The organism is Paraburkholderia sp. RAU6.4a (genome assembly GCF_050435625.1).
GTDB lineage: Bacteria > Pseudomonadota > Gammaproteobacteria > Burkholderiales > Burkholderiaceae > Paraburkholderia > Paraburkholderia tuberum.
Map to the genome: position 1 here is coordinate 870,497 of NZ_JBNDKQ010000003.1, position 14,373 is coordinate 884,869.

The window sequence follows — 14,373 nt, forward strand, 5'->3', positions numbered from 1 at the left end:
GTTCAGCGGTTCACGGTTTTAGCGGGCACCAGGAAGACAAGGCAGGCACCGAGCGTGATAGCGGTCGAGATGAAGATCAGCCCCGCTGTTGACTTACCTGTCAGGTCGTTCAGCCAGCCCACGATCGCTGGAGAAAAGAAGCCGGCGAGATTGGCGACGCAGTTCACGGCAGCTATTCCGGCTGCGGCAGACATGCCGCCTAGCAAGGCTGTCGGCAACGACCAGAACTGCGACGACGAGGCGAGGATGCCTGCTGCCGCGATACTCAAACAGACGATCGAGGCGGGGATGCTGCCGAGCGTGGGCAATACGGCGAAGCCCGCGGCGGCGACCAGCATGGGAATCGCCAGGTGCAGCCGGCGCTCGCGGCGACGGTCAGCGCTCATGCCGATCAAGGGCAGCGCGATGATGGCGCACAGATACGGGATCGCAGTGAACAGTCCCACCCACAGCGGATCGGCAACGCCGGACTTGCGGATGATCGTCGGCAGCCAGAACGTCAGACCGTACTGGCCGAGCACGACGCAGAAGTAGATCGCGGCCATCAGCCACAAGCGACGGTCCCCGATGAACGATCTGACCGAGATGTGGGCGATCTTATGCGCGTTATCGCTCGCGACATTGCGTGCGAGCAGGGTCTTTTCCGATTCGGTGAGCCACTTTGCCTTGACAATGCTGTCATCGAGATACAGCAGGATCGCTATACCGAGCACGAGCGAGGGCAACGCTTCGAGCAGGAACAGCCATTTCCAGCCGGCCATATCCAGCGTGCCATGCAGCGAGTGCAAAATCCAGCCCGAAAGCGGGCCGCCGATTATGCCGGCCAGCGGAATCGCCATAAAAAACAGCGAGAGCGCCTTCGCTCGGCGGGCAGCCGGAAACCAGTAGGTCAGATAGAGAATTACGCCAGGTGCGAAGCCCGCTTCAGCGACGCCCAGCAGAAATCGCAACACGTAGAACGCCGTCGGTGATTTCACAAAAACGAAGCTCGCGGAAATCACCGCCCACGTGAGCATGATTCGCGCGAGCCATTTGCGCGCGCCGACACGGTGAAGGACGAGGTTGCTCGGCACTTCGAACAGAAAATAGCCGAGAAAGAAGATGCCTGCGCCCATGCCGTAGACCGTCTCGCTAAAGCGCAGATCGTTGAGCATCTGAAGCTTCGCGAAGCCGACGTTGACCCGATCGAGATATGCGCCAAGGTAGCACAGCATGAGGAATGGGATGAGCCGGCGGCTTACTTTCGCGTAGGTCTTCGATTCGAAGCTGGGCGAGTCGGCAAGGGGCAACACGCCGCCTTCGATGGGCGAAGCGGTACTCTTGGATTTCATGTTTTGTCTCCATCCACTGGCCCCGGGTTGGCCCGGGTACCTGGAATTCAGCGCCCTCTCTCGGGCGCACGGTGTCAGTCAATGAATAAGCATGCCGCCGTTCACGTCGAGCGTGATGCCGGTGAGATACGTTGACAGATCGCTCACCAGAAAGAGGCACGCGTTTGCGACATCGGCAGCATCGCCAAGCCGGCCAAGCGGAATGCCTTTGATGATGTCCACGCGCATCTCCGCGGTGAGTTTGTCGCCGGTAATGTCGGTCTGGATCAGACCGGGCGTGATCGAGTTGATGCGAATGCTGTCGGGACCGAACTCTCGCGCCATCGCACGGGCGAGACCGAGTACGCCGGCCTTCGCGGCGCTGTAATGGGGGCCGCCGAAAATACCACCGCCTCGTTGCGCCGACACCGACGACATGCATACGATGCTGCCGCCTTTCTGCTCTTTCATCGCCGGCAATACGGCTTGCGACATATAGAGCGTGCCACGCAGATTGACGTCGACGATTGCGTCGAAGCCCTCGGCGGTGATGTCCAGTGTGCGCACTGGCTGCGTGATGCCGGCGTTGTTGATGAGGCCGTCGATGCGGCCGTATCGTTCGAGCGTCGCCTTCGCGGCCTTCACGCAAGCGTCTTTGTCGGTGACGTCGCAGGCGAGCCCGAGATGGGCTTCGCCGAGATCGGCAGCGGCCTGTTTCGCGTCTTCTTCGCGCAAGTCGAGGATCACGATTCGCGCGCCTTGCTCGGCCAGTGCTTTGGCGGTGGCTTTGCCGATTCCGCGCGGTGAAGCCGCGCCCGTGACGATAACGACCTTGTTGTCGAGCAGCATGATTGTCTCCTGGGTGTTGATCTGATGACGCAGTGTCCGGCACGCGGTCACTCGCATCAACACCGTGGCGCTCAACTATGCTTGAGAAATTTTCAGGTAACCGGCTGCCAGCCCGCGAGGCATGCCGGGTCGCTGTGTCGACGCGCCGAAACAACCCGCATGCTCATGCACGTACCGGAATACCCTGATGCCGATTCGGCGCAGTCATTACGCCGTACGGTCCCTGTGACCGATTTCCCGCTCGATCCAGGCGATGAACCGCGCAACGCGTGGGAGCTCCGCGTTCTGGGGCGGATAGACCAGATGATGCGCGCCCACTTCGACAGAGTGCGAATCAGCGAATACCGGCACGAGCGCACCTTCCTTGATTCGTACCGACGCGAGCATCAGGCTTTCTAACGCAATGCCCAGGCCAAGTGCGGCCGTCTCGAGCGACATGTACGAGCGGTCAAACGAGAAATCGAAAGTCTTGTGCGCAGCGGACACGCCGGTGCGTCCGAACCACTGCTTCCACTGGACGAGCGGCGTCTCCGAATAGATCAGACGATGCTCCAGAAGGTCTTCCGGCGTTCTGACCGGATGGCTTTCCAGATATCTCGGCGAGGCGAGCGGCGCGATGAATTCATTGCGCAGTGTCCTGACCTCGAGATCGCGCCAGTTCGCATAGCCATGCCGCAAGTCGATGTCGTAGTAGCCACTGGTAAACGATACATCTTCATACGAGCAGGCCAGATTCAACTGGATATCGCCATTGGCTTCCTGAAACGACGCGAGCCTGGGCAACAGCCACATGAGCCCGAAGCTGGGGCTGGAATGCACACGCAGGATATCGACGTCGGCGCGGCTCGATGCGCGCTCGGTCGCGCGGCCTCAGATCAGCAAGAGAGCCCGTCACGTCCGACAGATAGCGCTCGCCTGTCGGTGTCAGGACGAGACCCCGGCCCGACCGATAGAAAAGTGGTTGGCCGATGATCGATTCGAGGTTGCTGATCTGATGGCTCACCGCCGAAGCGGTCAGACCAAGTTCTTCGGATGCACGGCTGACACTCCTGGTTCGGGCCACGCTCTCGAAAGCGACGATAGCTTTCACGGGTGGGATGCGCATAGTGAAATTTATTTCAGTCGAAGTTGAATGAAACCGCCTTGTTAGCACGCCATCCGCACTGCCATTCTGTGGGCAAGCCGCTTAACCCGGGGCCGTGAAGTTTCCTGATGCTGACAGCGTCAATGCACCGGCAGCACCGCGGTAAACCATAGACATATATTGCGCAACGCAACAGCTGCGCAGGAGACAGCGATGAATTATCCGTCCTTTCTGCTGACGGCGCGTTCGATCGTCAAAAGCTTCGGACCCACGAGCGTGTTGAAGGGTTTTGATATTTCAATCGCCGCAGGCGAAGTGCACGCGTTTCTGGGCGGCAACGGCGCAGGCAAATCGACGCTCATCAAAATCATCTCTGGCCAGTTCGACCGCGACGGCGGCTCGCTCGAATTCGACGGACAGGACATCGGCACATCCGTGGGCGGCCATGTCGCCGCGGGCACCATTGCCGTGGTCAATCAGGAACTGGCGCTGCTGCCGCATCTATCCGTCGCCGAGAACATCGCCATGCCGCGCTTACAGCGCGGGTGCGCCCGCTACAGCGAACGGGCTTCGATGGCCATCGCCATCGAAGCGCTCTCACTGATCGATCCTCACTTCGCGCGCGAATCGGCAGGACGGCTCGTCAGCAGCCTGACGCTGCATGAGCGCCAACTGGTGGAGATCGCCCGCGCGCTCGGCTCAGGGGCGAAGCTGCTGCTGCTCGACGAGCCGACTGCAAATCTGACCGCGGCGGAAACGGGCCGGCTCTTTTCGGTGATACGCCGGTTGATCGCCGACGCGGGGCTCGCTGTGCTGTTCGTCTCGCACCGAATGCGCGAGATCCGCCAGATAGCCGATGTCTGCACGATCATCCGCGATGGCAAGACAGCGGTCGACCGTGCCGCGCTCGGCGCGATCACGGACCGCGAAATCATTGAATGCATGGGACAAAGCGTCGTGGTCGACGACGCGGCGGAAAGCGTAGCGGGCTCGGCGCAGTTGACACAAGCCGCGCCGCTTGCCGACCGGGAACCTCACGATGGCGCCAAGGCCCACTCCGCCGGCGTGATTCGCATCGAACGTGATGGCGTGGCGATCGAGGTTCCCCAAGGCGCGATTGTCGGCCTCGCTGGCGCACCTGTCGGTCCATCGTCGCTTATCGATGCGCTAACCGGTATCGCACCCGCCGGAGCGTGGGCCATCACGCGTGATGGCACGCGCGTGAGATACGCCCACCCCTCCGCCGGCGCACGCGACGGTGTCGGCTTTGTCTCCGGCGACCGCTCCAACAAAGGCATCCTCGCTACCCTGCCAATCGTCGACAACCTCGTCGCCGCTGCGCGTGTCGTCGGGCGGCGCCAAGTCGTGGGTCGCGCGGAGATCGAGCAAAGCACCCAACTACTTGACGCACTGAAAATCCGCGCAGGCTCGCTGTGGGACTTGCCCGCAACGCTCAGCGGCGGCACCCAGCAGAAACTGCTGGTGGCCCGCTGGCTGTTACTGCGGCCCAGGCTGCTGGTGCTCGAAGAACCTACACGCGGCGTGGACATCCGCACGAAGCGGGAAATCTACGGGCTGATCCGCAGGATGGCGCAGCAGGGCACGACGATCGTCTGGTGGTCAACCGAATACATCGAACTCGTCGAGTTGTGCGACACGGTACTTGCGTTCGACCTCGACGGCAGGCCGACCGAAGTGTTGCGTCATGCCGACGTGAACGAGACGCAACTGGCTGCCGCGACCGGCATGGCTGCCTAGACCGCTTTGCATACGAACGATATTTATCTGGAGACAGTCATGAAATCAGTCACTCAGCCGATCGCGGGCGAGCATCGCCAGTCTGGCGGCGCATTGCGCCGTTTGCTGTCGACGTATCGCACGGAGATCGCCATTGCGATCGCCATCGTCGTGATCGAACTCGCGGTCGGCATGATCGTGCCGGCGGCGCTGTCCGGTGGCAACATTTCCAATGTGACGCAAGCGGCCGCGCCGCTCGTGATCATGGCGTTCGGCGTGCTGCTCGTGATCATCACGGGCGGGATCGATCTGTCCGTCGGCTCGGTGTTCTCGCTAACCGGCATGGTCACGGGTCTGGCCATGACGCACGGTTACGGCGCAATCGTCAGCAGTCTCGCGGGGCTGTCGGTCGGAATCGTGATCGGCGCGCTCAACGGTGCGCTCGTGACCTTCGTCGGGCTGGCGCCGTTCGTCGTGACGCTGAGCACGTACGCAATCGCAGGAAGCCTCTCGTTCATCGTCACAGATGGTCATTCGCTGCCCATTTCAGATCCCAACTACTACCTGCTGAATTCCGGAACGCTGATTCCCGGCCTGCCGAACTACGCGCTGTGGTGCGTGCTGCTGCTCGTCGCGATCGAGTACTGCCTGCGCAAGGTCGTCGCGGGGCGGTGGCTGTATGCGATCGGCAGCAGCAGTTCATCGGCCCGCGTGATCGGCATCCCGGTCAATCGCGTGCGGCTGGGCGCCTACCTGCTGTCGGGACTGTTCGCTTCATTCGCGAGCATCGTCAGCGTGTCCTACATCAGTAATGCGGAAGCGACCGCGGGTTCGAGCCTGATGCTGCAGGCAATCGCGGCAGTCGTGATCGGCGGAGCGAGTCTGTTCGGCGGAACAGGCTCTGCGATTGGCGCGCTGCTTGGCGCACTCATGATCACCATCATTCAGAACGGCGCGAATCTTATCGGTGTCAACAGCTTCTGGCAAGGCACCGTCACAGGCGTCGTCATTCTCATTGCGGTCCTCGTCGACCGCGTTACCAAAGCCCGGCGTTAAGCACGGGCCAGCTCAGGAGACGGAGATGGACAAGCACACGTTGCAATCAGCCGGCAGGTTTTCAGACCGTCCGCTTGGACGGTTGATCGGGGCATCGGCATTGGCGATCAGCATGGCCTTCGCGTCGCAGATGTCGTTCGCCGCGGACCGGCAGACCGTCGCGTACATCGCGCCGTCACTGGATATTTCGTACTGGCAGTGGGTGGCCTACGGCGTGAAGCAACGAGCGAAGGAACTCGGCATGGATTACGTCGAGTTCACCTCCGAGAATTCCCCGGCCAAGCAGATGGACAACGTCCGCACGGCGATGACACGCGGCGTGAGCGCGATCGTCATGGGGCCGGTCAGTTTGACCAGCACGCCGCCGGTGCTGCGTCTGTTGAAGTCGAAGTCGGTCCCGGTCGCATTCACCGGCATCGGGCCGCAAGCCGGTCAGACCGACTATACGTCGGCGGTCACCGCCAATAACTACGACACCGGCAAGGCAGAGGGCGCCTATGTCTGCAAGCTCGCGAAGGAGCGCGGCAGCAACAAGGTGGCAGTGCTGTCGCTGCCGCAGGATCGCGAGAACGCGCAGAAGTATTTGAAGGGCGCGCAGGAGTCGTTCAAGGCTGATGGGTGTGAAGTCGTCCAGGTGTTGGAGACGCACGGCCTGACCGTCAACGAGGCGGTCACCCAGGCGAACGACGTGCTGACGGCGCATCCGGACGTCAAGGCGATCTACGGCATGTACGACGAAGCCGCTACGGGCGCCGCGAAGGCGCTGCAAACGCGCGGCATGGTCGGCAAGGTTGCCGTCGTGACCGCCGACGGCAGTCCGACGACGATCAGGCTGCTGCGCGATGGCGCGATCCAGGGGATATTCCTGCAGGAGGCGGTCGGGCAGGGAATCGACGCGACCACGCAGGTCTTCAACGCACTGAACCATCAGCCGACCACCCAGGAACTGGCGCTCAAGGAGCCGCTCGTGACGAAAGAGACCATCGATAAGCCGGAGGTACAGGCGACGGTCAAGCGAGTCTATCCGCCTTCGGCGGGCAACTACTAATAGTGCATGGCGGTTGTGGCGTTGACGTTCGTACGCCGCGAGCGGCAACGCATTCCGGCTTACTCTAAACGGGAGACATCATGGACAATCTGTCGATCATCGACCCGCATCATCATCTCTACGATCTCAAAACCGGTAACTATCCCTGGCTGCAGAGGCCGATGCTGGAGCGCGTATTCGGTGACTATTCGGCCATTCGCCGCGACTATCTCATCGACGATTTCCTCGCCGACATCAGGAACCAGAACGTCGTGAAGTCGGTTCACCTGCAGGTCGAATATGACCACAACGATCCTGTCGCCGAGACGCGTTGGCTCCAGGGCGTCGCCGATGTTCACGGTTATCCGCACGGTATCGTCGCATTCGCGGACCTCGCCTCGCCGAACACGCAGGCTGTGATCGAGGAACACTGTGTGTTCGCCAACGTGCGGGGCATCCGTCAGTGTCTGAATTTCCACCGCGATCCGGTGAAGACGTTTATCGATAACCCAAATCTGATGAGCGATCCGCAATGGCGTCGAGGCTATGCGTTGCTCAAGCGATACGACCTGTCGTTCGACCTGCAACTCTACTACACCCAGATGGAAGAGGCCTTGTCTCTCGCACGGGAGTTTCCCGATACGCTGATGGTGCTCAACCACACCGGCATGCCAGTCGACCGGATGCCGGAAGAAATCGAAGGCTGGAAGCAGGGCATGAAATCGCTCGCATCGGCTCCCAACGTTTTCTGCAAGATATCCGGACTGGGCATGGGAGACTGGAAATGGACGGTGGATAGCATCCGGCCGTTCGTGCTGCACGCGATTGAAGCGTTCGGGGCGAACCGCTGTATGTTCGCGAGCAATTTCCCGGTCGACAAACTGTTTAGCAGCTATGACGCCGTATTCAACGCATTCAAGGAAATTACGCAAGAATTTTCGTCCGACGAGCGGCGCGCGCTATTTCACGACAATGCGGAGCGGGTGTATAGGCTCTGAACTGAGCGTTTTTCCGGCTTGCTGCGAAAAGCAATCTGCCGAGGGGGCACTTCGGGACATGCCCGACTTGCCGATGTGCCGCAATTGGGCTCGTGAACTGCCGTTCGCAGGCGCCTCGCGACAGTCTGTACAGGATCGCGAAAAACCGTGGGAACACTTCCCGGTCGCCGGTCAGCGGGAACATCCGCTCGCTGAAATAAACCTGTAACTCCCGGTGTGCGGGTGCAATATGTCAGCGAGCGTTGTCACACAAGGCACAGATGGTGCTATCCCGCAGCGGCGTGCTGACTCGAAAGGCCTGCCAGTATCTTGCCCGGCAAAATGGGCAGGTCGCGCACACGCAAGCCAATGGCGTCGTAGACGGCTGCGGCCACTGCGGCATCCACGCCGGTCGCGCCGAGTTCTCCGATGCCGCGGGTACCGATCGCACTTGCATGCGGATCATACTCACTGACGAAGTGGATCTTGATATCGAGCGGAATGTCCGCATTCACCGGGACCGCCACGTTCGACAGATTCTTCGCGAGCCAGCCACCGGTATTGGGCTCCTGCACGCTTTCTTCCATCGTCGCCTTGCCCCAACCCCAGATGATCGCGCCCGTCATCTGGCTTCGCGCCGTTTTCGGATTGATGATCCGGCCCGCGGAATAGGCACCCACCGCCCGGCGCAAGCGCACGAGGCCAAGCTCGGGATCGACGCCTACTTCGACAAAGATCGCACCCCACGTCCGCATCGCGTATGGCGTACCGTCCCCGTCCGCGCTGAAGCTGGCGCCACCCGGAAGCGTGAACGCACCGTCCGCGACCATCTCCGGTAGATTAGCCCGCCGCAGGCTCGCGCGAACGTCTTTCCCGCCGAGCGCATCGAGCTTCGCGTTGATTTCCCGGCAAGCCAGTGCGATCGCGCTTCCCGTGCTGCCCGTGGCGCTCGATCCATAGACGGGACTCGCCGGGTGAAGGTTGGTATCGCCCCACACAATCGACACGTTCTCGATCGGCAAGCCCAGCTCTTCGGCCGCGATCTGGCAAAAGACCGTCTGCGTGCCGGTGCCGATATCGTGCGTGTTCGCCTCGATCAGCGCCGTGCCGTCGGACCTCAGGCGCACGCGCGCCCCGCCGGGAAAGCGGAAATTGCCCATTGAGCTCGTCGCCATCCCATGTCCAATGCGCCATGCTCCGTCTCGTCGTGGCGTCTCGCCGCGCGTGCGCCAGCCATAAAGCCGCGCGCCTTCCTCATACGCCTCGCGAAGCTTTTTTGACGACCAAGGCTTGTTCGTATGCGGATCGACCTCGGCGTAGTTCGCCAGTCGTAGATCGAGCGGGTCGATCTTCAGCGCCACGGCGAGTTCGTCCATCGCGCTTTCGAGCGCCCATAGTCCCGGACCTTCCACCGGCGCGCGCATTGGCGTGGGCACGTTGATGTTGCGCCGCTCCAGCCACTGCTTGGTGCGAATGGCGGGCGACGCATAAAGCGTCTTGCTTGCTTCGCTTGCGGGCTCCAGATGCGTGTCCGCAATCGCGCTCGAATTGACGATTTCGTGATCGATGGCGCTGAGCCGGCCGTCCGCCGTTGCCGCAAGCTTGATGTCCTGTTTCACCCACGGCTGATAGCCGACGCAGACGAACTGATCGTGACGCCGCAGATGAAGCTTCACGGGCCGCCCCGCGACGCGTGCCGCGGCGGCGGCAAGAATCTGGTGCGGCCACACATATCCCTTCGAGCCGAACCCGCCGCCCGTGTGCGGTGCAATCACGTGAATGTCGTCCGGCCTCATGCCGAGTGCCGCGGCTACGACAAGCGGCACATTCTCGCTCGCCTGAACCGCATCCCACAGCGTGAGCTTGCCGTGCTCGAATCGCGCAACGGTGCCCGATGTCTCCATCGCATTGTGGTGACGCGCGGCTTGAATATACGTCGCCGCCACGCTTGCCTGTGCGGTTCCGAAAATCGCATCGACGTCGCCCATCTCCAGATCGTCGCCGAGCATGCGTGGCTCGGGCGGCGGCTCGCGCGGCGCGGCACCGGGAAGGATGGGGTCGTCGCGCTCGCAACGGACAAGCACGGCATCGCGGCCGGCTTCCGCCGCCTCGATGGATTCCGCAAGCACGATTGCGACCGGCTCGCCTTCGTACCGGATCGCGTCGTTTTGCAACGGCAGTGCGAGCACCGCCGCTGGCGGCTGAACCGCACCGAATCGCGGCATATCGTGCGCGGTAAGCACCCGCACCACACCCGGTAAGGTAAGTGCCGTGGTGGCATCCACGTCGATCAGCCGGCCCGACGCGACGGGCGCGCCGACCAACGCCGCATGAAGCGTGCCGGGCGGCGTGTTGTCAGCCGCGAATTTCGCCTGTCCCGTGACCTTCGCCTGGCCTTCCACGCGGGAGACCGCCGTGCCGATGCTCATGATCGCCCTGCTGCCGTCAGTAACGCACGCACCGCGGCATTGCGCGCCATCGTCACCTTGTAGCCATTGTGAGCGAGCGGCCGGGCGTCGCTCATTGCCGCGTCGACAATCGGCGTGACCACTTCCCTGGTCGGCGCCTGCCCGGCCAGCGACGCCTCCGCGGCTGGAAGGCGCCACGGACGTTGCGCCACCGAGCCAAGTGCGATGCGCGCCGACACAATGCGATCCCGATCGAGCTCCACGGATGCGGCTGCCGAGACCAGCGCATATTCGTAGCTGGCGCGCTCGCGGACTTTTACGTAGGCCGATCGTGCGTCCGCGCGGATGGGTATGTGAAAGGAGACGATCACTTCGTCGGCAGCCAGTCTCGTCTCGAGCCGGGCGGCATCGCCGCCCATGCCGGCCGCTTCCTGCTGCGTCAGGTGGAACTCCGTCATCTTGATCATTCGACCGCCGTTCGGCCCGATGACCTCAGCTGTCGCATCCAGACAAGCCAGTGCCACAGCCGGATCGGACGGTTGAACCGCGACGCATGCATCGGTCCAGCCAAAAATTGCATGCCGTTCGTTGATGCCATTGCGCGCGGGGCAGCCCGACCCGGGATTGCGCTTGTTGCAGCCCCATGGCAACGGCGCTTCCGAACGAAAATAAGCGCATCGCGTCTTTTGCATCACATTGCCGCCGAGCGTCGCGCGGTTGCGCACCTGCGCCGAGGCGGCGAGCAGACAGGCTTGAGCCAGCGCGCTCGCGTGGGCGCCGACGAGCGCGTCTTCACCGATCACGTTCAGGTCCGTCAGCGCGCCGATCACCAGATCGTCACGCTCGCGCACAATACGAACGAGACCTGTGAGTCCACCGACATCGACGACGCGATCGGGCGCTGCGATGCCGAGCCGCATCCAGTTGAGCAGCTCCGTACCGCCCGCGATGATCGCCACGTTGCCCGCCGCCAACGACGCGACTACCTGTTGCGTGGTTGCGCCACGCGCGTATTCGAAGTTTTTCATCGTTCGTGCCCGGCCGCGCCGGCGGCATCGAGCACGGCCGCCGCGATCTGCGGATAGCAAGAGCAGCGGCACAGATTGCCGCTCATCCATTCGCGAACGCTCGCCTCATCGGTCGCGTGCCCTTCAGCGATGCAGGCGACCGCGGAGACGATTTGCCCGGGCGTGCAATAGCCGCACTGAAAGGCATCGTGCTCGATAAATGCCTGCTGTACCGGATGCAGCGTCCCGTCGGAGGCGGCCAGACCTTCGACAGTCGTGACCTCGCAGCCGTCACATTGCACGACGAGCGTCAGACAGCTGTTCATCCGCTTGCCGTCGACCAGCACGGTGCAGGTGCCGCATGCGCCTTCATTACAGCCCTTCTTGGCGCCGCTGAGACCCGAGACTTCGCGCAACCAGTCCAGCAGCGTGACGCGCGGGTTCACCGTAGCGGCCCGCGGCTGGCCGTTCACACGCATCGCCACCGTGATGCTGCTTGACCAAGGCAGCCCGGCGTCTCCATTTGGAGCTAATTGCTCCCCGAAAGTAGCGTCGCCCATTCCCAATTCCTTGCCGGTTTCAACAATCACTCTGCTTGTATATAGACCATATGGAGTTGATATCAAGGGACGATATCCTTCCTGCTTCCGCACCGTCTCCCAAAGAATCGATCCGGCTCGAACTGCAACGGCGAGCTGCTCGCATGCACCCGCTCGACACTTGCAAGCGGGCCAGGATTAGGTGAGCCGATTTCGACCTGATGCTGATTGAGGCCCCAGGTCCCAGGCCCCAGGCGCCAGCGAAATGCAGTCGATGTAGGTGATGGCTACCCTTCTCCGTCGAGAACTGGCCGGTTTGCAACGACCTGTGCCTGACGTCGGTTGGCTGCACGCGTTAAAGGTTATTCGACGTCTGCCCTCATTCACATGGCTGTGAGTGTGCCGCGTTGGCGGTGAGCTTGCCGAGAATCGATGACGGATCGCCGCCCGTGACACGGTTCAGCGTCGCGCCCGACCCGTTGTTGAAGGCGACGGTGTTGCCGTTGCCGATCGAGAAGCTGTGCCAGTCGATCACGCCGCGGGACGAGGACTGGTCGATCGTTAGCGAAGTGGTGCCGCTCGTCATCGCGCCTTGGCCCCGGACGAAGGCGCCGCCCTGCGGCAGTGGTCCGGCCGCGTGGGCCATCGGCACGCACCACGCGGCGAGCGCGAGCGGCACCCAAAGTGCAAGCGGCAGCGGGCGCAGAGCACGGTTCCACGCGGAAGGCCGCGACCGAGGCGCGATGAGTGCCGCGCCGGCATACGCCAGCGAAAAGGATAGCCCATTGCGCGGGGTTGGGGGCGTCGTCGCGGAACGCAGATTGTTGCGACCAGGCAAGGCGCGAAAGCCGCCATACCGCACAACACAGCCTAATGTGTAGCAGCGCGTTTCAAAAGACCAACCGGTATTTGGGCATGCACCCGGTGCTTGCCGGTACCGCTTCAGGCGGGGATGTGTGTCGGTCGCCGCGGCGGCAGGAATGGCCGTTCAACCCTCGGAAGCGGACGGAGAGAGCGGCAAGAAGCATTGGTCGCCGGCAAAAGCGATAGAATGCCCGCTCCAAAAGACAATATTGACGGGTAGACGGCATGGAGCGGCCGGGCGCGCAGCGTTGGCATGAGCAAACGTTTCTAGGTGTCTTTCGCGGACAACCTGAGAAGGAGCAGGCGCTCCTCCGGATATGCCTGGGCACGGTGGTGTTGATCGGCTATATCGCCGTCGCCGCGCTCCAACGCACGGCCGCCGCGTATGACACTCTGGGTGTGGTTTTCGCATACGTTGTATTCGGTGTGGCGACATACGTAGCCGCGACCGCCGCGACAGTTCGGCCGCGCCTTCGATTGACGGTCACCACCATTGCAGACCAGGCGCTTGTCATGACTGCCTTGGCGCTCGGCGGGCGCGTGGCGCTGCCCTTGCTCTGGGTCGTGTTCTGGTTCCTTGTGGGTGCCGGTTGCCGCCACGGCAAGCGGCCGTTGCTACTTTCATGTGCAGTTGCGCTTGCAGGCGTCGTGATTTTGATGCGCGTCGAGCCGTGGTGGAGAGAAAACCTCGCGGTGGGATTGGGCATCATGCTCAGCATCGCGGCGACTTCCGTGTACTTGATGGCCCTCGTGCATCGGCTCGAACGGCAGGCTGCGACGGACCCTCTGACAGGACTCAGCAACCGCACTCGCCTCGAGCAGGCGATCGCTAAAGCGACTGCGGCGCGAGACGACGATAAAGGACAGTCTGTCTTGCTGTTCATCGATCTCGACGGCTTCAAATACGTCAATGACGCTTATGGGCATGCGGTGGGTGATGAACTGTTGCAGTGCTTCGCCAACGGTCTGCAGACACGCATTCGCCGCGGCGATACGGTTGCCCGCCTGGGAGGCGACGAGTTCGCGGTGCTCGCCCGCCACGTGCATGGCGACGCCGGCGCGCGGGCGATTGCCGACGGTATTCACGACATCCTTCATGGGCTTCGAGAGATCGGCGGTCATCCCGTCGCCGTATCGGCCAGCATTGGCGTGCGCATGCTCGGTACCAATAGCGCGGACGAACGTCTTGATGTACACGCCCTGATGCGCCAGGCCGATAGCGCGATGTATCGCGCCAAAGCGAACGGGACGGACAAAACCTCATTCTTCGATGAGACGGGTGCCGGCGCGTAAGCGGATAGGGTTCCCCGCGGTGCCCTGCTCGTGTTGGCGAGCGCATTTGATGCAGGTGCAGGGCCGCGGACGCTCGTATCTGGGAGCATGTGCGCGTCGTCTCGCTGCGGAAGGTAGTTTCATTTCGCGGCTGGAGTTTGGCCCGGAGTGGGGCGAACTGAGACGGTCGCCATCCGGCCACGAACGGCCATACGCTCGAGCATTCGGACAGACACTCAAACG

11 protein-coding genes and 1 pseudogene are annotated in these 14,373 nt (G+C 62.4%); 5 read left to right on the top strand and 7 right to left on the bottom strand.

What is annotated here, in order from left to right; all coding sequences use genetic code 11:
* Positions 1-2 precede the first annotated feature (2 nt).
* From OKW40_RS28535 to OKW40_RS28545, 3 genes and pseudogenes are all read right to left on the bottom strand, one after another.
* Positions 3-1,331: an MFS transporter gene (locus OKW40_RS28535; RefSeq protein WP_429353019.1), complete on the bottom strand. Its 1,329-nt coding sequence runs from the start codon at positions 1,329-1,331 to the stop codon at positions 3-5.
* Positions 1,332-1,409: 78 nt separating this feature from the next.
* Entirely contained in the window at positions 1,410-2,159 is a 750-nt protein-coding gene (locus OKW40_RS28540) for an SDR family NAD(P)-dependent oxidoreductase (RefSeq protein ID WP_184063143.1), read from the bottom strand.
* 207 nt (positions 2,160-2,366) lie between these two features.
* A pseudogene (locus OKW40_RS28545) lies at positions 2,367-3,264 on the bottom strand (LysR substrate-binding domain-containing protein).
* Positions 3,265-3,519: 255 nt separating this feature from the next.
* On the opposite strand from OKW40_RS28545, the gene OKW40_RS28550 reads away from it, so the two are divergent.
* The 4 genes from OKW40_RS28550 to OKW40_RS28565 all read left to right on the top strand — a co-directional run bounded on the left by OKW40_RS28550 (position 3,520) and on the right by OKW40_RS28565 (position 8,061).
* On the top strand, positions 3,520-5,001 hold the full coding sequence (locus tag OKW40_RS28550) for an ATP-binding cassette domain-containing protein (RefSeq protein WP_429492900.1): 1,482 nt from the start codon (positions 3,520-3,522) through the stop codon (positions 4,999-5,001).
* Between the two features lie 39 nt (positions 5,002-5,040).
* Entirely contained in the window at positions 5,041-6,036 is a 996-nt protein-coding gene (locus OKW40_RS28555) for an ABC transporter permease (protein WP_184063137.1), read from the top strand.
* 25 nt (positions 6,037-6,061) lie between these two features.
* Positions 6,062-7,084, top strand: coding sequence for a substrate-binding domain-containing protein (locus OKW40_RS28560; protein WP_429492902.1), 1,023 nt, complete (start codon positions 6,062-6,064; stop codon positions 7,082-7,084).
* Between the two features lie 89 nt (positions 7,085-7,173).
* Positions 7,174-8,061 carry an amidohydrolase family protein gene (locus OKW40_RS28565; protein WP_429493957.1) on the top strand — a complete coding sequence of 296 codons (888 nt, stop codon included), beginning with the start codon at positions 7,174-7,176 and terminating at the stop codon, positions 8,059-8,061.
* Positions 8,062-8,327: 266 nt separating this feature from the next.
* Here the strand turns inward: OKW40_RS28565 and OKW40_RS28570 are convergent, their stop codons facing one another.
* From OKW40_RS28570 to OKW40_RS28585, 4 genes are all read right to left on the bottom strand, one after another.
* Positions 8,328-10,469, bottom strand: a complete 2,142-nt coding sequence (locus OKW40_RS28570; protein WP_429492904.1) for a xanthine dehydrogenase family protein molybdopterin-binding subunit — start codon at positions 10,467-10,469, stop codon at positions 8,328-8,330.
* Entirely contained in the window at positions 10,466-11,476 is a 1,011-nt protein-coding gene (locus OKW40_RS28575) for an FAD binding domain-containing protein (protein ID WP_429492906.1), read from the bottom strand. The genes OKW40_RS28570 and OKW40_RS28575 overlap by 4 nt, the downstream gene beginning before the upstream one ends.
* Positions 11,473-12,015, bottom strand: a complete 543-nt coding sequence (locus OKW40_RS28580; protein WP_429492908.1) for a (2Fe-2S)-binding protein — start codon at positions 12,013-12,015, stop codon at positions 11,473-11,475. Before OKW40_RS28580 ends, OKW40_RS28575 begins: the two co-directional genes overlap by 4 nt.
* Before the next feature lie 358 nt (positions 12,016-12,373).
* Positions 12,374-12,673, bottom strand: coding sequence for a filamentous hemagglutinin N-terminal domain-containing protein (locus tag OKW40_RS28585; protein WP_429402566.1), 300 nt, complete (start codon positions 12,671-12,673; stop codon positions 12,374-12,376).
* A 410-nt stretch (positions 12,674-13,083) separates the two neighbouring features.
* Between OKW40_RS28585 and OKW40_RS28590 the strand changes: the two genes are divergently transcribed.
* Positions 13,084-14,151, top strand: coding sequence for a diguanylate cyclase domain-containing protein (locus OKW40_RS28590; protein WP_429492910.1), 1,068 nt, complete (start codon positions 13,084-13,086; stop codon positions 14,149-14,151).
* Positions 14,152-14,373: the final 222 nt, after the last annotated feature.